This window comes from Bradyrhizobium sp. USDA 4452, from assembly GCF_054063575.1.
On the sequence record NZ_JBSSGK010000001.1, the window covers coordinates 4633062 to 4653924 of the forward strand.

General features: G+C 65.2%; 24 protein-coding genes and 1 pseudogene. 19 read left to right on the plus strand and 6 right to left on the minus strand.

The genetic code is table 11. From position 1 onward, the window contains the following. Positions 1-31 precede the first annotated feature (31 nt). The 5 genes from ACVISU_RS22220 (at position 32) to ACVISU_RS22240 (ending at position 5844) form a co-directional block, all read left to right on the plus strand. The gene (locus ACVISU_RS22220; RefSeq protein ID WP_172803651.1) at positions 32-295 is read left to right on the plus strand and encodes a hypothetical protein; all 264 of its coding nucleotides are present in this window, start codon (positions 32-34) and stop codon (positions 293-295) included. Beyond that, positions 243-734, plus strand: a complete 492-nt coding sequence (locus tag ACVISU_RS22225) for a (2Fe-2S)-binding protein (protein ID WP_050405446.1) — start codon at positions 243-245, stop codon at positions 732-734. Before ACVISU_RS22220 ends, ACVISU_RS22225 begins: the two co-directional genes overlap by 53 nt. Then, the gene (locus ACVISU_RS22230; RefSeq protein ID WP_456708315.1) at positions 731-3016 is read left to right on the plus strand and encodes a molybdopterin cofactor-binding domain-containing protein; all 2286 of its coding nucleotides are present in this window, start codon (positions 731-733) and stop codon (positions 3014-3016) included. Before ACVISU_RS22225 ends, ACVISU_RS22230 begins: the two co-directional genes overlap by 4 nt. A gap of 297 nt (positions 3017-3313) precedes the next feature. After that, entirely contained in the window at positions 3314-4411 is a 1098-nt protein-coding gene (locus ACVISU_RS22235) for an HD-GYP domain-containing protein (protein WP_456708316.1), read from the plus strand. A 143-nt stretch (positions 4412-4554) separates the two neighbouring features. After that, the gene (locus tag ACVISU_RS22240; RefSeq protein WP_456708317.1) at positions 4555-5844 is read left to right on the plus strand and encodes a cytochrome P450; all 1290 of its coding nucleotides are present in this window, start codon (positions 4555-4557) and stop codon (positions 5842-5844) included. Between the two features lie 54 nt (positions 5845-5898). Here ACVISU_RS22240 and ACVISU_RS22245 read toward each other — a convergent pair whose 3' ends face one another. After that, a complete protein-coding gene (locus tag ACVISU_RS22245; RefSeq protein WP_456708318.1) occupies positions 5899-7479 on the minus strand; it encodes an AMP-binding protein in 1581 nt (526 codons plus the stop codon). A gap of 204 nt (positions 7480-7683) precedes the next feature. Continuing rightward, positions 7684-8097: a VOC family protein gene (locus tag ACVISU_RS22250; RefSeq protein WP_456708319.1), complete on the minus strand. Its 414-nt coding sequence runs from the start codon at positions 8095-8097 to the stop codon at positions 7684-7686. Between the two features lie 164 nt (positions 8098-8261). On the opposite strand from ACVISU_RS22250, the gene ACVISU_RS22255 reads away from it, so the two are divergent. From ACVISU_RS22255 to ACVISU_RS22320, 14 genes and pseudogenes are all read left to right on the plus strand, one after another. Beyond that, positions 8262-9233: a Bug family tripartite tricarboxylate transporter substrate binding protein gene (locus tag ACVISU_RS22255; RefSeq protein WP_456708320.1), complete on the plus strand. Its 972-nt coding sequence runs from the start codon at positions 8262-8264 to the stop codon at positions 9231-9233. Between the two features lie 169 nt (positions 9234-9402). Further along, the gene (locus ACVISU_RS22260) at positions 9403-9702 is read left to right on the plus strand and encodes a DUF3551 domain-containing protein (protein WP_347336848.1); all 300 of its coding nucleotides are present in this window, start codon (positions 9403-9405) and stop codon (positions 9700-9702) included. 131 nt (positions 9703-9833) lie between these two features. After that, positions 9834-10292, plus strand: coding sequence for an ArsR/SmtB family transcription factor (locus tag ACVISU_RS22265; protein WP_456708321.1), 459 nt, complete (start codon positions 9834-9836; stop codon positions 10290-10292). Next, positions 10277-10639, plus strand: a pseudogene (locus ACVISU_RS22270) (SRPBCC family protein); the annotation flags it as partial. The gene ACVISU_RS22265 and the pseudogene ACVISU_RS22270, both read left to right, overlap by 16 nt. A gap of 18 nt (positions 10640-10657) precedes the next feature. Then, positions 10658-11395 carry a DUF899 domain-containing protein gene (locus ACVISU_RS22275; protein WP_456708322.1) on the plus strand — a complete coding sequence of 246 codons (738 nt, stop codon included), beginning with the start codon at positions 10658-10660 and terminating at the stop codon, positions 11393-11395. A gap of 86 nt (positions 11396-11481) precedes the next feature. After that, a complete protein-coding gene (locus ACVISU_RS22280; RefSeq protein ID WP_456708323.1) occupies positions 11482-11835 on the plus strand; it encodes a DUF1428 domain-containing protein in 354 nt (117 codons plus the stop codon). A gap of 128 nt (positions 11836-11963) precedes the next feature. After that, a complete protein-coding gene (locus ACVISU_RS22285) occupies positions 11964-12581 on the plus strand; it encodes a hypothetical protein (RefSeq protein ID WP_050405436.1) in 618 nt (205 codons plus the stop codon). Further along, positions 12568-12990, plus strand: a complete 423-nt coding sequence (locus ACVISU_RS22290) for a transcriptional regulator (RefSeq protein ID WP_456708324.1) — start codon at positions 12568-12570, stop codon at positions 12988-12990. Before ACVISU_RS22285 ends, ACVISU_RS22290 begins: the two co-directional genes overlap by 14 nt. 30 nt (positions 12991-13020) lie before the next feature. Then, complete coding sequence (locus ACVISU_RS22295; RefSeq protein WP_456708325.1) at positions 13021-13761, plus strand: di-trans,poly-cis-decaprenylcistransferase; 741 nt, start codon at positions 13021-13023, stop codon at positions 13759-13761. 108 nt (positions 13762-13869) lie between these two features. After that, a complete protein-coding gene (gene bchE, locus ACVISU_RS22300; RefSeq protein WP_456708326.1) occupies positions 13870-15396 on the plus strand; it encodes a magnesium-protoporphyrin IX monomethyl ester anaerobic oxidative cyclase in 1527 nt (508 codons plus the stop codon). A 124-nt stretch (positions 15397-15520) separates the two neighbouring features. Continuing rightward, positions 15521-15931 (plus strand): aminoacyl-tRNA deacylase, encoded by a 411-nt coding sequence (locus ACVISU_RS22305; RefSeq protein ID WP_456708327.1) that lies wholly within the window; start codon positions 15521-15523, stop codon positions 15929-15931. A gap of 54 nt (positions 15932-15985) precedes the next feature. Beyond that, positions 15986-16141, plus strand: coding sequence for a response regulator (locus tag ACVISU_RS22310; protein WP_244522179.1), 156 nt, complete (start codon positions 15986-15988; stop codon positions 16139-16141). Positions 16142-16229: 88 nt separating this feature from the next. Beyond that, positions 16230-16379 carry a hypothetical protein gene (locus ACVISU_RS22315; protein ID WP_157113668.1) on the plus strand — a complete coding sequence of 50 codons (150 nt, stop codon included), beginning with the start codon at positions 16230-16232 and terminating at the stop codon, positions 16377-16379. Between the two features lie 161 nt (positions 16380-16540). Next, positions 16541-17779: a threonine ammonia-lyase gene (locus ACVISU_RS22320; protein WP_456708328.1), complete on the plus strand. Its 1239-nt coding sequence runs from the start codon at positions 16541-16543 to the stop codon at positions 17777-17779. A gap of 102 nt (positions 17780-17881) precedes the next feature. Here the strand turns inward: ACVISU_RS22320 and ACVISU_RS22325 are convergent, their stop codons facing one another. The 4 genes from ACVISU_RS22325 to ACVISU_RS22340 all read right to left on the minus strand — a co-directional run bounded on the left by ACVISU_RS22325 (position 17882) and on the right by ACVISU_RS22340 (position 20793). Continuing rightward, positions 17882-18397: a DUF1697 domain-containing protein gene (locus ACVISU_RS22325; RefSeq protein ID WP_456708329.1), complete on the minus strand. Its 516-nt coding sequence runs from the start codon at positions 18395-18397 to the stop codon at positions 17882-17884. 7 nt (positions 18398-18404) lie between these two features. Then, on the minus strand, positions 18405-19046 hold the full coding sequence (locus tag ACVISU_RS22330; protein WP_456708330.1) for a glutathione S-transferase family protein: 642 nt from the start codon (positions 19044-19046) through the stop codon (positions 18405-18407). 15 nt (positions 19047-19061) lie between these two features. After that, entirely contained in the window at positions 19062-19427 is a 366-nt protein-coding gene (locus ACVISU_RS22335; protein WP_050402217.1) for a hypothetical protein, read from the minus strand. Between the two features lie 253 nt (positions 19428-19680). After that, positions 19681-20793 (minus strand): helix-turn-helix transcriptional regulator, encoded by a 1113-nt coding sequence (locus ACVISU_RS22340; protein ID WP_456708331.1) that lies wholly within the window; start codon positions 20791-20793, stop codon positions 19681-19683. Positions 20794-20863: the final 70 nt, after the last annotated feature.

Below are 20863 nucleotides of genomic sequence, written 5' to 3' on the forward strand. Positions count from 1 at the left end.
GACCTTGGTAGGAGTGATCGATACGGCATCAATGCTGGCATTTCAAAAGCTTCATGCCATTGCCGCATCGCACAACCGGCAGTCTCCGCAATTTATTCTTTTCGAGCAATTCCAAATTGGATTGCCTCCAGCCGGGAACCGGATCATTGTTTCGGCAACTGTCGCTTACCCGGTGGGCGACAGCCATGACCCAACAGTGAGTTGCCGCCGTAAGCGGCTTCCGACACCGGAAGGGGAGAGAGATGCCAAATCTCAATATCAACGGGCGGAATATGTCCGTCGAAGCGGCCAGTGACACGCCGCTGCTTTGGGTCATCCGCGAGCAATTGCAGATGACGGGCACCAAATTCGGTTGCGGCGCCGGTCTCTGTGGCGCCTGCACGGTTCACCTCAACGGCGAAGCGGTGCGGTCCTGCCAGACCTCGCTCGCCGACGCCGTTGGCAAGAAGATCACCACCATCGAAGGCCTCTCCGCCAAGGGCGAACATCCCTTGCAGAAGGCCTGGGTCGCCGAGCAGGTGCCGCAATGCGGCTACTGCCAGTCCGGCCAGATCATGCAGGCGGCAGCGCTGCTGTCGAAGAATACCAACCCGACGAAGGAAGAAGTGGTCGCGCATATGGACGGCAATCTCTGCCGTTGCATGACCTATTCACGAATCCAGAAGGCGATCATGCGCGCTGCGTCCGACATGCGCACCGCATCGGCCACCGGATCCGAGCGGAGGGCCACATGAACAAGCACGTGACAAACCTCGCTCCTGAGACGACCGACCTCAGCCGCCGTTCCTTCCTGGTCGGCACCGCTGCAACCGGCCTCGTGCTCGGCTACGCCGCGTCCGGCGTCGATCATGCGCTCGCGGCGCCCGCGCCCGCCAATTTCGAGCCGAGCGTCTGGTACTCGATCGCGCCCGATGGTCTCGTCACCGTGACCTGCGGCAAGGCCGACATGGGCCAGCACGTCGCCTCGACGATGGCGCAGATCGTGGCCGAAGAGCTCGGCGCGAACTGGAAGGACATGCGGGTCCAGCTCGCCTCCAACGATCCGAAGTTCAACGATCCCGTGCTGGGCGCGCAGATCACCGGCGGCAGCTGGTCGACGATGATGAACTTCGACGCCATGAGCCGCGCCGGCGCCGCCGGGCGCATCGCATTGACCGAGGCGGCGGCAGCCTCCATGGGCGTGCCGGCCAGCGAGCTGGTGGTGCGCGCGTCGACGATCAGCCATCCGAAGTCGAAGAAGTCGATGTCCTTTGCCGACGTCGTGAAGAGCGGCAAGGCGACCAAGACTTTCACTGCGGATGATCTGAAGGCGATCAAGCTGAAGTCGCCCGACCAGTACACCATGATCGGCGTCTCGGTGCCGCAGCTCGACATTCCGTTGAAGGTCAACGGCACCGCCAAGTACGGCATCGACGTGATGCTGCCGGGCATGGTCTACGGCGCTTTGGTCACCCCGCCGATCCGCTACGGCGCCACCGTGAAGTCGGTGGACGATAGCGCGGCCAAGAAGGTGCCGGGCTTCATCAAGGCCGTCACCCTGGACGACAAGACCACGACCACGACCGGCTGGGTCGTCGCGGTCGCCAACACCTATGCGCAGGCCAAGAAGGCGGCCGAGGCGCTGAAGATCAGCTATGACGGCGGCCCGAACGCCAAGCTGTCGAGCGATGCGCTGTTCGCTGAAGCCAAGCGGCTGCAGGGCTTGAGCGATTCCGGCGAGTTCTTCGTCAAGGACGGCGATCCGAACGCCGCCTTCGGCACGGCGGCCAAGGTGTTGGAGGCGGAATACACCACCAACATCAACATCCACGCGCCGATGGAGCCGATGAACGCCACCGCGGAGTTCAAGGGCGACATCCTGCACATCTATTCCGGCAACCAGTTCGCGACCCGCTCCGGCGCGATCGCCGCCGGCGCCGCCGGGATCGATCCGAAGTTCGTGGTGATGCATCAGATGTGGCTGGGCGGCGGCTTCGGCCGGCGTCTCGACGCCGACATGATGGTGCCCGCGGTGCAGGCGGCCAAGGCCGTCGGCAAGCCGGTCAAGGTCATCTACACGCGCGAGAACGACATGACGATGGATTTCTCGCGTCCGTTGACCTACCAGAAAGTAAAGGCCGGCGTGGACGGCGACGGCAAGCTCGTCGCATTGAGCCACGACGTGGTCTCGGCCTGGCCGACCCAGCGTTGGGGCATCCCCGACTTCCTGTCGCCCTCGGTCGACAAGAAGGGACCGCTCGATGCGTTCACGGTGAACGGTTCGGACTTCTTCTACACCGTCCCCAACCACTATGTGCGGGCGATCAAGAACGAGATGGCGCACAACGCCACCCCGTCGGGTCAGCTCCGTTCGGTGGCGCCGGGCTGGACGTTCTGGGCGGTCGAAAGCATGGTCGACGAGATCGCGCATGCGACCGGCAAGGACCCGGCCCAGCTTCGCGTCGAGCTGCTGGACGGCAAGGGCAAGAACGACGGCGGCGCGCAGCGTCTCCGTAACACCTTGCTCGCGGCGATGGGTCTTGCCGGCTACGGCACCAAGAAGCTGCCGAAGGGCGAAGGCATGGGCGTTGCCTGCGTGTCGTCGCAGGAGCGCGCCACGGCGAGCTGGACCGCCTGCGTCGCCCACGTCGCCGTCGCCCCCTCGGGCGAGGTGACGGTGAAGAAGCTGACGGTTGCGACCGACGTTGGTACGCAGGTGAATCCCGACGGCATCCGGGCCCAGGTCGAGGGCGCGGCGCTGTGGGGCATGTCACTGGCGCTGTTCGAGAAGGCGACGTTGAAGGACGGCGGCATCGAGCAGACCAATTTCGACAGCTACACGCCGCTTCGGATGAGCCAGCTGCCGGAAGTCGCGGTCAACGTCATCGCCAATGGCGAGAAGGCGACCGGCGTCGGCGAGCCCGCGGTGACGGTGGTGGCGCCGGCGATCGGCAACGCCGTCTTCAACGCGGTCGGCGCCCGCGTCCGCGGCCTGCCGATCACCGCGGAGGCCGTCAAGGCTGCGATGAAGGCGTAACGGCCTGAACCAATGACGACGCCGGAGAGCTTGACCGCTCTCCGGCGTTTTTGTTTGCTCCGGGCGTTGGCCGGGTGGGGGCGGCATCGACGCCCTTAGCGCTGCAAAAATTCACGACTGGCCGGCGCTGCAGCCGCCCGCAGGTATTTTCAGTTGGCCTGATTTTGCTGGCGGATTTTGGCGGTCGCTCAAATTGTACCCATTGCACTCAACCGCCGTTCAGCATGCCCATTAAGCCGGAGGGAACGCATCGTCAGCTAGCGTCCTGGCGTCGGTCGATACCGCGACGGGGATTTCATGACAGCCTTGGCCAACAACCAGACTTCGAAGCGCCGCCTGCTGCTGGCGTCAGATCGAAGCGATCAGAGCAACGAACTCGCCAGCATCCTGCGCTCGGTGGGTGAAGTCGATACCGTTCCGACCTCGGACATTCCCGAGCAGCCGGCCCGCGACCTCTCCGGCATCGTGGTCGACATCAATCTGCGCTCGCCCGAAGCCGTGCAGATGGTCCGCGCCAAGCTGCAGGCCGATGCCTATCGCGAGATGCCGCGGCTGTTCGTGCTGGCGGATGCGCTGCACCACGCCTCGATGCAGGCCTGGGCGCTCGGCGCCACCGACACGATCTCGCGGCCGTTCGACGCGCGCGGCATCCTGCAGCGCATCCGTGCGGCGTTTCCCGACAACAGCGGCTATGACGAGACCGACCGCGGCAAGGCGCTCAACCGCGGCGTCGAGGCCGCGCATGGCGTGATGGTCAAGATGTTCGAGCGGATGCGCGCCGGCGAGCCGCTGAAGTTCGAGGACATCGTTGCCGCCGAAAACAAGATCCTCAAGGCGATCAAGCACAACTCGCTGCGTGAATGGCTGACCACGGTCGGCTGCCATCACCAGGAGACCTATCGCCATTGTCTGTTCGTGACCGGCTTTGCGGTGGCGTTCGCGCAGCATCTCGGCATGCGCGACGATGACCAGCGCCGGCTCGCGCGCGCTGCGCTGCTGCACGACGTCGGCAAGGCTTTCGTTCCGGTCGCGCTGCTCGACAAGCCTGGCGCGTTCACGGTGGAGGAGATGGCCGAGATGCGCGAGCATCCGCGCCGCGGCTACGAGGCGCTGTCGGCGCAAGGCGGCTTCCCGCCGGAAATGCTCGACGTGATCCTGCATCATCACGAATTCCTCGACGGCACCGGCTATCCGAACGGGCTTAACGGCAACCAGATCAGCGACATCGTCCGCGTCACCACGATCGTCGACGTCTATGCCGCGCTGGTCGAGAAGCGCGCCTACCGGCTGCAATTCACTCACGCCAAGGCGTTCTCCATGATGGAGGAGATGGGCGGCAAGCTCGACCAGCAATTGCTGCAGGCGTTCCGCCCGGTGGCGTTCGGGCATTATTGAGCCCGTCGTCATTGCTCCGCCACTCCGGGCAATAGCGCGTGCGGCGCGGCGTTAGCCAATCAACGCAAGTCGTCCTCCATACCTCCGCCTAGATTTCGGCGATCATCGGCGAGCGACCGGTGCTTGGGCAGGTGAGGACGATCATGGACACGGCAACCACCGGGGATTTCGACATCCCTGCCAATATCGCGGAAACCCTCGTCGATCCCGTCGCCTATGCCGACGACCGCATCCACGGCAGCTATCGCTGGCTGCGCGCCAACAACCCGCTCGGCATCGCGCGGCCCGAGAAGTTCGATCCGTTCTGGGTGGTGACCAAGCACGCCCATATCCAGGCCATCAGCCGGCAGAACGAGCTGTTCCACAATGCCGACCGGCCGACCACGCTGACCAACCGGGCGCTCGAGGAGCGCGTGCGCAAGATCACCGGCGGCCCCAATCTGGTGCGTTCGCTGGTGCAGATGGATGCGCCCGACCATCCGAAATACCGCGCGTTGACTCAGGGCTGGTTCATGCCGGCCAATCTCGGCAAGTTCGAGGGGCGCGTCCGCGAGATCGCGCGCGCCACCGTGCGGCGCATGCTCGACCGCGGCGGCGCCTGCGATTTCGTCGAGGACGTCGCGCTCGGCTATCCCCTGCACGTCATCATGGAGATCCTCGGCGTGCCCGAAGCGGACGAGCCGCGCATGCTCAAGCTGACGCAGGAGCTGTTCGGCCCGCAGGATCCCGACACGGCGCGCGTCCGCGACGCGCTGAGCGCCGAACAGGTCGCCGTGATGTTGCAGGCGATCATCGCCGACTTCTCGGCCTACTTCCGCAAGATCACCGAGGAACGCCGGCAGAATCCGCGCGACGATCTCGCGACCGTGATTGCGAACGCGAAGATCGGCGGCGACTACATGCCGGAGCACGATCAGACCAGCTATTACATGATCGTCGCGACCGCGGGCCACGACACCACCTCATCCTCGACCGCGGGCGCGATCTGGGCGCTGGCCACGGACCCCGCCGAATTCGCCAAGGTGAAGGCCAACCCGGAATTGATCCCGGGCCTGGTCGACGAGGCGATCCGCTGGATGACGCCGGTCAAGCATTTCATGCGCTCGGCGACCGCGGATACCGAGCTCGGCGGCCGCAAGATCGCCAAGGGCGACTGGCTGATGCTGTGTTACGCCTCGGGCAACCGTGACGAGGAGGTGTTCGAGGACCCCGATCGCTTCCGCAGCGACCGCAAGCCCAATCGCCACGTCGCATTCGGCTATGGCGCGCATCTGTGTCTCGGGCAGTATCTCGCCAAGCTCGAGATGCGGATCCTGTTCGAGGAGCTGCTGCCGCATCTGAAATCGCTGTCGCTCGACGGCGAAGTGAAGATGACGCAGGCCTATTTTGTCAATGGCCCGAAGAAGCTGCCGATCCGGTTCGAGGTGAATTGAGGTTTGGCCGTCATTGCTTCGTCCCTTCGCTCCTCGCAATGACGAGGCGAGTCGTCACTCCAGCATCTTCCGCAACTCCGCCTTCGCGACCTTCTCCAGCGTCGAGCGCGGCATCTCGTCGACGAAGCGGATCTCGCGCGGCACCTTGAAGTCGGCGAGCGCGGAGCGGCAGGCGGTCATGATCTTGTCGTGCAGGTCGGCGGGCAGCGCCGCGACGCCGGTTTGCGGGATGATGAAGACGACCGGAACCTCGTCCAGCATCGGGTGCTTCTTCGCCACCACGGCGGCTTCGCGCACGCCCGGCACCACCGCGATCACCTGCTCGATCTCGGAGGCCGCGACGTTCTCGCCGCCGACCTTGAGCATGTCCTTGGCGCGGTCGCCGAACCTGAGGTAGCCGCGCTCCAGCATCGTGACGCGGTCGCCGGTGATGAAATAGCCGTGCTCGTCAAAGCTTTCGCGCGTCGCCTTCTCGTTGTGCAGATATTCGGCGAACAACGACAGGCCGGGAATGCCCTTGATCAGCAGATTGCCGGTCTCGCCGACGCCGGTCGGCGCGCCGTCATCGTTGATGATGCGGATTTCGTATTCGGGTGCGGCGCGGCCGATCGACATCGGCGTGTTGGGCTGGTCGACCTCGCCGATGATGCCGTGGGTGATGGTTTCGGTCATGCCCCACCAGCCGATGATCTTGATGCCGAACACGGCGAACGCCGGGGGCTCGTTCACGGCGGTGCCCCAGAGTCGGAACTTGTGGTTCTTAGGAACCTCGTGCTCCAGCAGCGCCTTCATGCAGAACGGGATCGTCGAGGTCCAGGTCGCGCCGTGCTCGAGCGCCACCGGCCAGAAGCGGCTCGCCGAGAAGCGCGGCTGGATCACGCAGGTCGCCCCGACCCACAGGCTCGCCAGCATCGAATAGGCCAGCGCGTTGGTGTGGAACAGCGGCAGATAGGTCTGGTGCACGTCAAAGGCGTGCAGATCCTGATGGGCGGCGTTGATCTTGGCGCCCCACAGTGCGTTGGCGTGCGTCCACAGCACCGCCTTCGGCCGCGACGTGGTCCCTGAGGTGTATTGCACGCTGCAGGGCGCGAGCGGATCGATCGCGCGCTTCGGCCGGTCGGCGCTGTCGGCAAACAACGCGTCAAAACTGTCGCCGTGCGCAGGTGGCTGCGCCGGCGCCTGCCCCGCGTCGTGCGAGGTCACCGCGATCCAGCGCAGCCCCTTGCAGTTGGCGGATATCAGTTGGGCATAAGCCGGCTGGGTGATCGCGGCGACCGCGCCGCAATGGCCGGCGAAATATTCGATCTCGGCCGCAGCCGAGCGGGTGTTGGTGGTGACGGCGATCGCGCCGAGCTCGACACAGGCGAACCACGCCATGATCGCCTCGACGCAGTTGTCGAGATGGATCAGGACATGGTCGCCCTGCTTGATGCCGCGCCTGGCGAGGCCCGCCGCGAGCGCGCCGACGCGCTCATGGAATTCGCCGTAGCTCCAGCGCCGCGCCGGCGCATCGAACGGCGCCCAGATCAGGAATGGATGATCGCGGCGCACCTCGGCGCGCATCCTGAGCAGCCACGGCACGTCGAGCCCCGCAAACGGTCCAACGATGCCCGGCGCTGCTTTCGAACTGGTCATGTGTCCTCCCGCGCAGCCTTGCCGGCCGCGATTGATCTTGGTTGGGAGCAGTTTTGCCATCGGCGCGCGCCGAGAGCAAATCGGGATTTGCAGAGCAATCTTGTGCTGAAGCAGCGCGTTCCGTCGCGCGGAACGGCTTGCTCTACTCAAACCGCGCGCAGTCGGTCGCGCATTCGCGTTGTTCGTTGTCTCGCAACGACGAGGCTAATCGCGCTCATACGACGAGATCTCGATCAGGCTGCCGTCGGCGTCGCGGCAATAGACTGAGCGCAGCGTGCCGCGCGCGCCCTGCTTGGCGACGGGGCCTTCCTCGATCTTGACGCCGTGGGCCTTCAGATGTGCGACCACCTCCTCGGGCGTGCTCGACGTGAGGAAGCAGAGATCGTCGCTGCCGGCGGCCTCATGGTCGGCGGTGAACCATTCCACCTTGTCGGCATCGAGCGGGCGCACATTGATCTTCTGGTTGCCGAACACCAGCGAGGTGCGCGGCGTCTTGCCCTTGCCGGGGTCGAACACCTTCACCTCCATGCCGAGGATCCTGCTGTACCAGGCAACCGAGCGCACGACATCGGTGACGTTGATCACGAGATGGTCGAGCCCATTCACCTTGACGGACATGATCGATCCTCTTCGGTCCGGGAGCGTTGCAGCTTAGTCTTTTGTCGCGGTCGGTGTCGCACGTGTCGCACTGGCCGCGTCAGACATTGTTTGTTAGAACCGCGGCGCACGCAACGCAACAGAAACGGGCAGGGGTCAAACCCTGCGGGATCGGGAGAGACTTCATGATTTCACGCCGCGCCGCGCTGGGCCTGATCGGGTCGGGGATTTCGACATTCGCGATCGGCCGCGCGTCTGCTGCCGACTATCCGGCGCGGCCGGTGCGCTGGATCGTGGGCTATCCGCCGGGCGGTGCCACCGACATCATCGCGCGCCTGATCGGACAGCGGCTGTCGGAGAAGCTCGGCCAGCAATTCGTGATCGAGAACAAGCCGGGCGCCGGCAACAATATCGGCACCGAAGCTGCGATCAATGCCGAACCGGACGGCTATACCGTGCTGCTGGTCAATCCGGCGAACTACATCAACGCCTCGCTCTACGCCAATCTAAAATTCAACTTCGTGCGCGACGTCGCGCCGGTCGCTTCCTTCAACCGCGTGCCGAACGTGATGACGGTCAACAAGGATGTGCCGGCGAAGAACGTCGCCGAGTTCATCGAGTACGTGAAGGCCAATCCCGGCAAGGTGAACATGGCGTCGTCCGGCAACGGCACCTCGGTGCATCTGTCCGGCGAGATGTTCATGTCGATGACCGGCTGCAAGATGCAGCACGTGCCGTATCGCGGCGCCGCGCCTGCGATCACCGACATGCTCGGCGGCCAGGTGCAGGTGATCTTCGACAACATGCCGTCGATCATCCAGCACATCCGCTCCGGTTCGCTGCGCGCGCTCGGCGTGACGACCGCGGAGCGCTCCTCGCAACTGCCTGATGTGCCGGCGATCGCCGAGACCGTGAAGGGCTATGAGGCGAGCGCGCTGTTCGGGATGGGTGCGCCGAAGAACACGCCGAAGGAGCTGGTCGCCAAGCTCAACACCGAGATCAACGCCGTGCTCGCCGAACCCGACATGAGGAAGCGCCTGGTCGAGCTCGGCGGCGACTCGCTGATCCAGACGCCGGAAGCGTTCGGCAACGACATCAAGGCCGAGACCGACAAGTGGAAGAAGGTGGTCGAGTTTGCCGGGCTCAAGGTCGAGTAGCCTCGCACTGAACACGCGGGCCGGGTCCAGCCGCGGGGCGAACTTGTCCGGTCGCCCGCTCCGAAGAGTTGACCGGCCTTGATGCAGAATAGAGTGGCCTTCGGGAACCATACCCGTTATGCCGCGCTTGATTGACTGCGGCTGTTTTGGACCGGGAACGGGTGGGATCATGCGCACATCGCGATTGGCAGTGCTGGTGTTGGGAACGATGACGCTGGCCGCGTTGGCCGGCATCGATCGCGCGTCCGCCGATCCCTATGACTACCCGTGGTGCGCGCAGGGCCCGAGCCTCGGCTATCCCGGCGAATGCGCCTATCGGACCTACGATCAGTGCCTTGCGAGCGTGTCCGGACGCTACCTGGCCTGCGGGGAGAACCCTCGCTTCCTGTTTCGCGCGCAGCTGCAGCCGGAGCAGGCTCCTGTGTATCGTCATGGGCACCGTCACCGGCATCGGCATCACCGGCAGTAGTCGCCGGCCGGGAGGGCTTCTGCTCTCCGCCTGCGATCGTCCCAACCATCTGGTGTCGCGACGCCCCGGCATTGACGTGATCGTGAAGGTAGGCGCTTGACGTCGTGCCGTTTGCGCCTATACTAAACCACATGGTTAAGTATCAGGACGAAACGCTGGACCGCACCTTCGCGGCGCTTTCCGACCCCACCCGCCGCGCGCTGCTGGCGCGGCTCGGCGAGCAGGAAAGCCTGTCGGTGAGCGAGCTGGCGCAGCCATTCGCGATGTCGCTGCCGGCGATCATGAAGCATCTCGACGTGCTGACGGATGCCGGCCTGGTCGCGCGCGAAAAGACCGGCCGTACGGTCGCGTGCCGGCTCACCGCGCGGCCGATGGAGCAGGCGATGAACTGGCTCAATCGCTATGCGCAATTCTGGTCCGACAATCTCGACCGCCTTGCCGCTTTTGTGGAGGAAGACCCATGGCAGCCAACAAGTCCGCAGCCGCAGCCGACGCCGGCCTCGCCGCGCGACCAAGCCTCACCCTCACGCGGCGCCTCCGCGCCCGGCCGGAAAAGGTCTACGCCGCGTGGACCGAGCCGGAAAACCTAGTGCAATGGTTCGGTCCGGGCCAGGTCAAGCCCGGCACGACGCAGGCCGAGCTCGATGTCCGTGTCGGCGGACGCTACCGGATCAAGTTCACCGGCGCCAACGGCGAATATCACGAGGTCGGCGGCATCTATCGCGAGGTGGTGCCGAACCAGAAGCTGGTGTTCAGCTGGGCCTGGCATTCGACGCCGGAACGCGAATCCGAGGTGACGGTGTCGATCAAGCCCGACGCCGGCGGCACGTTGCTCACCTTCCATCACGCGCAGTTCGTCGACGAGACCGCGCGCGACAATCACCAGCGCGGCTGGACCGAATTCCTCGGCAATCTCGCGCAGTACGTCGACGCCTGAACCGCAACGGAGCATCTCATGCAACAGCACAAGATCGTTTCGCGTGACGAATGGATCGCGGCCCGCAAGGCGCTGATGGCTCGCGAGAAGGAGCTCACCCGGGCTCGCGAGGCGCTGAGCCAAGAGCGCCGCGAGCTGCCGTGGGTGAAGGTCGACAAGGACTACGTGTTCGACGGTCCGGCCGGCAAGGTGACGCTCGGCGACCTCTTCAAGGGCAGGCCGCAGCTCGTGGTGCAGCACGTGATGTTCGCGCCGGAGTGGGACGCAGCGTGCAAGAGCTGCTCGTTCTGGGTCGACGGCTTCGACCGCATGGCCCCGCATCTGGCAGCACGCGACACGACGATGGTGGCGATCTCGCTGGCGCCATCGGCCAAGCTCGAGGCGTTCAAGCAGCGGATGGGCTGGACCTTCGACTGGGTGTCGTCGGGCGCCAATGACTTCAACTACGATTACGGCGTGTCGTTCACGCAAAGCCAGATCGATGCGGGCGACGCGAAATACAATTATGGCACGACCCCGCTCTATGGTCCCGAACTGCCCGGCATCAGCGTGTTCTTCCGCGACGAGAAGGGGAGCGTGTTCCACACTTACTCGACCTTCGCGCGCGGCCTCGACATGATGAATGCGGCCTATCACTATCTCGATCTGACGCCGCTCGGGCGCCACGAGGAGGGCTTGCCCTATCCGATGGATTGGGTGCGGCTACGTGACCAGTACCAACCGGCGCCGGTTCAGGCATCCTGCTGTCACTCCTGATCGTCATTTGCGAGCCAACAGGTCGCACGGGCGCGCGCCTCGTTGGCTCCGCGCAGTGACGGGGAACCGGACAACAGGAAACGCCCATGCCCTACGTCGATGGTTTCGTCGTCGCCGTGCCGAAGAAGAAGCTCAAGGCCTATGCGAAGCTCTCGAAGATGGCCGGCAAGGTCTGGCGCGAACACGGCGCACTGGATTATCGCGAGTGGGTCGCCGACGACGTCAAGCCGGGCAAGCTGACCTCGTTTCCGCAAAGCGTGAAACTGAAGGCTGGCGAAACCGTCGTGTTCGCCTGGATCACCTACAAGTCGCGCGCCCAGCGCGACAGGATCAACGCCAAGGTGATGGCCGATCCCCGCCTGGAATCGATGGGCAAGGACGTGCCGTTCGACGTCAAGCGGATGATCTATGGCGGCTTTGCCAGCCTGGTGAAGGTCTGAGGCGGCACGCTTTCGCCGCAATCCGTGCAATAACCGGCCGTTAAACATCACGACCGGCAAGTCGCGCGATGCCGCTTGCGTTTGCTTGGCGATCCCGTATACTTTGCAGTACAAAGTGCGGGCAGAAGATGCGCGACCTCGACAAGGCGTTGGCCGATATTCTCGCGATCCGCAGCCAGATCGCGGCGGGAACAGCATTCCGCGGCTACGGTCCGGCGACGGTCGCCGCCACCAGCGGCATCGCGCTGATTACGGCGCTGGCGCAATATTTCTGGCTCGATGATCCGACCCATCAACCGATCGTGTTCCTCGCGGGCTGGGCGGCAGCCGCGCTGCTCTCGGCGGTGCTGATCTGGATCGAGATGCAGGCGCGCTCGCGGCGGCATCATTCCGGCCTTGCGGACGCGATGGTGCAGCAGGCGATCGAGCAGTTTGTTCCCGCTGTCATCGCCGGCGTGCTGCTCGCGGTCCTGCAATGGAAATTCGCGCCCGAGACGCTGTGGATGCTGCCCGGTCTGTGGCAGGTGCTGGTCAGCCTCGGCGTGTTCGCCTCGGTCCGCCTGCTGCCGCGCACGATCGCGCTCGGCGGCGCCTGGTATTTCCTGTCGGGCTTCACGGTGCTCTTGATCGCAAGCCAGAGCCACGCGCTGTCGCCCTGGACCATGGGTCTGCCATTCGCGATCGGCCAGTTGCTGCTCGCAGCACTGTTGTATTTCGCTTCCGGAGGCAATGATGTCGAAGACTGACGTGACCACCGCGCCATTCGCCTATGATGGCCTCGACCGTGTCATCCACGAGAAGGCGCGGCTCGGCCTGTTGACCTCGCTAATGGCGCATCCGAAGGGGCTCGCCTTCGCCGATCTCAAGCAGCTCTGCGGCCTGACCGACGGCAATCTCAGCCGGCATTTGCAGGTGCTGCAGGAGGCCGGCCTCGTCGACGTCATCAAGGGCTATGAAGGCAATCGCCCGCACACCACCTGTCGTCTGACCAAGAGCGGCCGCCGTCGCTTCCTCGACTATCTCGCCGTGCTCGAGCAACTGGTGCGCGACGCGGCCAAGGCCGCCGGCACGGCTGAAAGGGCCGGCGGCAAGACTGAAAAGCCCGCCGGCAAGCACGAAGGCGCGCCCGGGCGGCTCCGCGTTCAGACGATTTGATTATTCCATTTTTTACCTGGAGACTTTGTGATGCAAAGTAATATTGCGCTCAAGCCGGAAGCCGTCGCGAGGCTCCATGTCGGCATCATCATGGACGGCAACGGCCGCTGGGCGACGCGGCGCGGCTTGTCGCGCCTGCGCGGACATGAGGCGGGCGTCGAGGCGATCCGCCGCATCGTCGAGGCCGCGCCTGACCAGGGCGTCGGCACGCTGACGCTCTACGCGTTCTCGAGCGACAATTGGCGCCGTCCGAAGGCTGAAGTCACGGCGCTGATGGGCCTGCTGCGGTTCTATCTCGCCAACGAGATCGCAGCCTTGGTGCGCAACGGTGTCCGTCTCACCGTGATCGGCCGCCGTGACCGGCTGCCCGACGGCATCGCCGCCGCGATCACGCGCGCCGAGGCCGAGACCGCCGACGGCACCACGCTGCATCTGCGCATCGCGATCGACTATTCGGCGCGCGACGCGATCCTGAGCGCGGCCGCGCGCGCCGCCGGCGCAGGCCAGCTGAGCCGCGAGGCTTTTGCGGATCTCATCACCGGCGAGGCCGGCCTGCGTGACGTCGACCTGATCATCCGCACCTCGGGCGAGAAGCGGCTGTCGGACTTCCTGCTCTGGGAAGGCGCCTATGCCGAGCTGCATTTCACCGAGCGGATGTGGCCCGAATTCGAGGCCGACGATCTCGCCGACGCGCTCGCCTCGTTCCATCGTCGCGAACGCCGCTTCGGCGGGCTGACCGCGATCGCGCCGGCGGAGGTGCCGAATCTCTAGCGCACAGTCGCGCTGTCAGTAGTTCCAAAGCCCGGCCGGGGGGTTGGGCTCTCTCTACGCAGATGCGGGGACGAACGATCACGCCAACCAAAGCGGGAGCGATCATCCATGCGCATTCTTCTCATCAACGTGCCGCATCCGGCGATCGGCAGCCGGATCCCCGACGACCATTTACCACCGCTCGGCCTGCTGTCGATCGGCGGTCCCCTGATCGACGACGGACATGAAGTCCGGCTTCTCGATGCCGAGTTCGGGCCGATGCCGCTTGCGGCGATCCTGGGGGAGGCATCGCGGGTTTCGCCGGATGCGGTGCTGTTCGGCCATTCCGGCTCGACCTCGGGCCATCCGGTCATCACGCAAGTGGCGCAGGCGATCGTCAGGGCGGTGCCCGGGACGCTGATCGTCTATGGCGGCGTGTTCCCGACCTACCACTGGCGCGAGATCCTGCGCGAGGAGCCTTACGTCACCGCGATCGTGCGCGGCGAGGGCGAGGAGACCGCGCGCCGCCTGATGCGGGCGCTGGAGTATGGCGGCGATCTCGGCTGCATCGACGGCATCGCATTCCGCGACGATGATGGGCCGCGCGCCACGCGGCCCGCGCCCGTCATACGCGATCTCGATGCCTATCGCGTCGGCTGGGAGCTGATCGATCACGCGCGCTACAGCTACTGGGGAGGGCTGCGCGCCATCGTGGTGCAGTTCTCGCGCGGCTGTCCGCATCTCTGCAATTATTGCGGCCAGCGCGGTTTCTGGACGCGATGGCGGCACCGCGATCCCGTTCGCTTCGCCGCGGAATTGGCGCGGCTCCATCGCGAGCACGGCGTCAAGGTGATCAACTTCGCCGACGAAAACCCGACTGTCTCGAAGAAAGCCTGGCGGACCTTCCTCGAGGCCCTGATCGCGGAGAATGTCGATTTGATCCTGGTCGGCTCGACCCGTGCCGACGACATCGTCCGCGATGCCGACATCCTGCATCTCTACAAGAAAGCGGGCTGGCAGCGTTTCCTGCTCGGCATGGAGAACACCGACGAGAAGACGCTGGAGCTGATCCGCAAGGGCGCCACCACCACGATCGATCGCGAGGCCATTCGCCTGATGCGCCGGCACGGCATCCTGTCGATGGCGACCTGGGTGGTCGGCTTCGAGGAGGAGACCGATCGCGATCACTGGCGCGGCCTGCGGCAGCTGCTGTCCTACGATCCCGATCAGATCCAGATGCTCTACGTCACGCCGCATCGCTGGACGCCGTATTTCCGTCTCGCGGCAGAGCGGCGCGTCATCCAGACCGATCGCCGGCTCTGGGACTACAAGCATCAGGTGCTCGCGACCCGGCACATGCCGCCGTGGCGGGTACTGCTCTGGTTCAAGTTCACCGAGATGGTGCTGCAATGCCGCCCGAAGGCCTTGCTCCGCGTGCTGCTGCACCGCGACGCCGGGCTTCGTCACGCGATGCGCTGGTACACGCAGATGGGTCGCCGGGTCTGGCCGCACGAGATTCTCGGCTTCCTGCGCGCTCGCAGGTTGAGGCACGGGCCGACGGTGCGGGAGTTTTGGGGCGCGCCGCAAGATACGGAAGAGGAATCGATGTCGTCGCAGCGGCCTGAGCGCCGCGTCGGCACATCGCGCGCGGCGTAAATCGATACCGTCATGCGGTCTTCTGGATAACTGGCGCTGATGACTGGACGCTGGAGTCATCAGCGCGATAATTTCCAGATCGGCTGCGCAGAACAAAAAGAACCGTGGCGGTCGAGGCTTTCAGTTGAGCATACAGGTTGCGATTCTAAAAATATTGGCCAGCCACGTCAGCGGCAGAGCTACGCTCGATTCACTCAAGCACGACCTCGCCATTCTCTCCTCGAGCGGCGACGGCTGGCATGCGCGGATCAAGCGCCTGGCGTCACGGGTTCCCGAACTCGATATCTTTAGCAATCGCTACGTGCTGCGTGACGTCGAAGGCTGGGAGATCACAGCGGCCGGTCGTGAGTTCCTGCGCGCGCTGGAGGCCGTCACGCAAGACAATCTGCCGCCTGTGCCATTGGCCGAGTCCCAGATCCGCGAAGAGGGCAAGCTGATCGTGGTCGGTCACCGCTTCAGGAACAAGGCGCGGCCGCAGCGTGACCCGGAGCCGAGCGCATCGGTGCGCCGCCGGCCGTTCCGCGAGCCGCGTTGAACCTCATGGCCTCGCGCGCGACCTAACTTCGGGACGTGGCTCTGGAGGTCGCAAATGACTGCTTTGGCTCAATCGATCGCACGCGTGTTTCCGGCCAATTCGCTTCGGAGCAATATCGCCCGGCATGTCCTGCTGTTCGGCTTTGCGATCCTGTTCGTCGCGGTGCTCAGGGCGAGCTATGGCCTCGATCTGAGCGCGGGCTTCTTCTGATTTTTCCGGCGGCACGTCATATTGGGTTAACCGGACCGGGGTAGCAAAGCGCAGCCTTCCTTGCGTCTCGAACCGGGGCCGATCTTCCATGGACAAGCCGATGCGCTGCCAGTGCGGCAGGACGCGCACCATTGTGCTCGACAGGCATTTCCGCACCGCGCTGCTTTGCCCCAAATGCGATGCGACCGAACTGGCCCGGCCGGCCAAGCCGGAGGAAGAGGCCTTGACGGCAAGCTGAAGCGCGGCGGGGTTAAACCCTCATCGCGCTCCAGCTCGTTGTCCAAGCATGATCTTTCCGGAAAACCGCTTCGCACTCTTCCGGATCATGTCCGAGCGCGGTCGTTTTCGGCGCCAAAACACGCTAGGTTCCGCTGACGAAACGGTCCAAAGCGAAACCCGATGCCGCATTCTTCCGATACTACCGCTGCGCCCCTCGCGGGCGTGACTCTTGCCGACGTGCGCCGCGCCGCCGACGTGATCCGGGATTCCGTCATGGTCACGGCGTGCAACGAGAGCCGCACGCTGGGCGAGATCTGCGGCTGCCGCCTGTTCCTCAAATTCGAGAACCTGCAATTCACCTCGACCTTCAAGGAGCGCGGCGCGCTGAACCGGCTGCAGGCGCTGTCCCCCGAGGAGCACAAGCGCGGGGTGATCGCGATGTCGGCCGGCAACCACGCCCAGGGCGTGGCCTATCACGCCAAGCGGCTCGGTATCCCCGCCACCATCGTGATGCCGATGGGCACGCCGATGGTGAAGATCGAGAACACCAGGCGGCACGGCGCCGAGGTCATCATCACCGGGCAGACGCTGGAAGAATGCTTCGCGTTCGTCGACGCGCATGCCGCCGAGCGCGGCCTGATCCTGGTCCATCCCTATGACGATCCGCTGATCATTGCCGGACAGGGCACGATCGGGCTCGAAATGCTCGAGGCGGTGCCGGAGCTCGATATCCTGGTGGTGCCGATCGGCGGCGGCGGACTGATCTCGGGCATCGCCACCGCGGCGAAGGCGATCAACCCGTCGATGCAGGTGATCGGCGTGCAGGCCCAGCTCTATCCGTCGATGTACAATGCCGTCAAAGGCGCGCAGCTGCCGATGCGCGGCGATACGCTTGCCGAGGGTATCGCCGTCAAGGCGCCCGGCCAGATCACCACCAGAATCGTTCGCAAGCTCGTCGACGACATTGTCCTCGTCAGCGAGGACCAGATCGAGCGCGCGGTCGCGACCCTGATCTCGATCGAGAAGACGGTGGTCGAGGGCGCCGGCGCTGCCGGCCTCGCGGCGGTGCTCGCGGCACCGGAACGCTTCGCCGGCCGCAATGTCGGCCTCGTGCTGACCGGCGGCAATATCGACACCCGGCTGATCGCCTCGGTCCTGACCCGCGAGCTGGCGCGCGAGGGACGGCTGACGCAGCTGGCGCTCGACATCGTCGATCGGCCAGGACAGCTCGCGGCGGTGTCGATCCTGCTTGCGGATGCCGGCGCCAACATCATCGAGGTCTCGCATCAGCGCACCTTCTCCGATCTGCCGGCCAAGGCGACGCTGCTCGAGCTCGTGATCGAAACCCGCGACCGCGCGCATCTGGAAGAGGTGCTGGCGCGGCTCGGCGCTGAAGGATTCGCGGTGCGGGAGACGTAGCAACGCGTTGCTTGGCCGCGAGTCGAAGCACTCAACCCGTCATCCTGAGACGCGCTACGCGCGCTCCTCAGGATGACGGGTCAGATATGCAGACGAATTTCGCTAATCCTCACCCGCCGCAAGTTCGGCGAGCTTCGCGATCGTGTTGATGTTGCGTGCGGTGCCGCTGGCGGCGGCGGGGATCTTCAGCTTGGAGCGGCCCATCCCGCTGCCATAGGCGACATAGATCTCGCGCTTGCCGAGCTGCACCTGCTCGTCCTGCTGGCCCTTCACGTGCTTCAGGGCGTCCTTCGGCGGCGGCTCGTCGAGGAAGATTGCGACCGTAAAATTCGGCGGCGCTTTGGGAAACGGATTGGCCTTCAGCACCGCGGCGATCTCGTCCGCGCTCCGCACCGCAACGCCGACCGGCTTGCCGGCATAGGCGTGCAGCCGCTGCTCCAGCGCGGCCTTGACCTTCGCTGCGCCGAGCTTCGAGGAGAACACGACATTGCCGCTGGCGATATAGGTCTCGACGTCGGCAAATCCCGCGTCGAGGCACATCGCCTTCAACTTGGTCATTGGCAGCTTGCCGGTGCCGCCGACATTGACCGCGCGCAACAAGGCGACGTAACGCGGCATCACGACCTCACGTCAGCAGCAGTGCCATGCCCGGATCGCCCTTCTGCATCGCGCGCTGATAGGCCGGGCGCGCGGCGATGCGGCCGAGATAGTTCCTGATGTTGGGGCAGCGGCCGAGGTCGTAGGGCACGAAATAACGCATCGTCGTCAGCGAGAAGCCGATCATGATATCGGCGGTCGTGAATTCATCGCCTGCGAGATAGCGCGCGTCGCGCACCCGCGCCTCGATCAGGTCGAACGAGCGGTCGACCCGCGCCTTGGTCGCGACCAGCATCGGATTGTCGGCCGCGAGGTTGAGGCGGTGCAGGATCATGCTGCGGCCCATCTGCGCCTGCAACGTGCCGTTGGCGAAGTGAAACCAGTACAGGAACTGGGCGAAGTCGGGATGGTCTGATGGCAGTGTCAGCCGTCCATTGCCGTATCTGGCGACGATGTATTCGACGACAGCGCCGGATTCGGCCAGCACCAGCGCGCCGTCGGTGATGACGGGCGCGGCGCCGATCGGATGCAGTGCCTTGTAGTCGGCTGGCGCCAGCATCGTGACCGGATCGCGCGTGGTGCACTTCAGCTCATATGGAATCTCCAGCTCCTCGCACAGCCAGACGATGCGCTCCGATTGCGACTTGCCGAGATGGTGAACGGTGAGCATGCGTGCGCTCCCTTCTCAGGCGGCCTTTTTCTTCTTCGCCGGCTTCTTCCCGGATGTCCTGTCGGGTTTCGTATCGGGCTTCTTTTCAGGGCTCTTCTCCGGCTTGTTGGCCGGCGGCGGCTCTTCCATCGCCTTCTTCATGGCGCGGGCATAGGCGTCGGCAGCGTTCTCCGCCGAGTTCTGCAACCGCTTGGCGGTCGCGGTGGCGTTCAGGATCGTGCTCTTGGCGAGGTGGCGGAAGCGCGCCTTGGTCTCCTTGTCCTTGGCCTTGGCGGCGCGCGCGACCCAGACGGCCTGGCGCTTCCTGGCAGCCGCCATCACGGCCTTGGTCTGCGCTCTTGCGGTTTGCCGGATGACGGCGTCGAGGTCGGCTTCGGCCATTCAGATACACTCATTGACTGGATGTACGCCGGGGTGGGCGCACGGTGGGAGGAGGGGAGGTATCACTAGCGCAACCCGCGCCGTTTGAACATGCGATCCTTTGCGATGCCCCCGAGGGGCGCGGGCCGGCGGATGGTTGCGCGCGCTCCATCCGGGCAGGGCGCACGGCGTCGCGAAGAATGATCCAACGACGGCCGATGCGGTTAACCGTGTTGCCGGTTTCTTGCAGGCTCGTCTGGGCGCAGCTTGAGTCTCAATCCGCCGCTGAACCCGGCGGCACCTTGGCGCCGGCGAGCAATCCGGCCAATTCCACCTGTCGGCCGAGCCCGGTCTTCGCCAGCACGGCCTTGAGCTGGTTGCGCACGGTTTCGCGGGAGATGCCGAACGCGACGGCGATGGCCTCGACGGTTCGTCCTTCGCCGATGCCGCGCGCGACCCGCGCTTCGGCGGGCGTCAGGTCGAACAGGCCCTGCAGCACTTCCGCGGTCGGCACTTCCGATGGCACCACCGGCGTCACGATCACGATCGCCAGCGCGCGGTCGAACAGGTCACGCGCCGCGCCCTGGATCGGGACCAGATGCACGATCAGCGGCGGGCGATCGTCCTGCGCAGCGATCGGGACCGAGCGGACCTCGGCGCTGATGAGACCCTGATCGAGCGCGGCCAGCGCCTGCGCGAACAGCGCGTCGGCGGCGGTTGCCGCCAGCGTCAGGCGATCGGAGCGATCCTGCATCACATCGGGCACCAGGCGGTCGAACAGCGGGTTGGCCGCCATCAGACGGCCGCCGCGCCGCAGCACTGCCGCGGGCAGTCCGAGCATCGCCAGCGACTCGGCTGCCGCCCTGGCGCGCTCCATCCCGAGCCGTGCCGACAGCAGCGCCGCCCGCGCCAGATGCGGGCGCAGCGCGTCGAGCTGCTCGATCGCTTCCCGCTCGATCGGTCCGTGCCGGTATTCGCGCTCGACGCTGTAGATCAGCACGTCGCCGCTCGGCACCGGAATCGCAGTACCGGCGCCCCATCCGAGCCCGCGCGGACGGAAGAACTCGCGGATCTGGAAATCCTGCTGCACCTCCTCGGGTGTGTCGAACACGTCGATGTCGCGCAGGAAGCCGGCATGATTGGCCGCGAGCAGGCGCGGCAACCGCCCGTTGCGCTCGTGCCAGCCGCCCTCGACATAGGCCACCGTGTCGTCGTGCATGTCGGGGGATGCGACCCAGCGGACGTCGTGCGGGGCTGCCGTCAGCAGCACGATACCGCGCGCTCGCGCGATCCCGCCGACCTGATGCAGCACGTTCGGCCACAACTCGGGGACGACAGCGGCCTCATAGGCCAGGTCAATCAGGTGCTCGTGCAGGTCGTTCGCCATCGGTCATTCCAGGAAAATATTGCTGCCCAAAAGATTAACCCATCGATCGCGAAATTATTGCGTAGAGCAA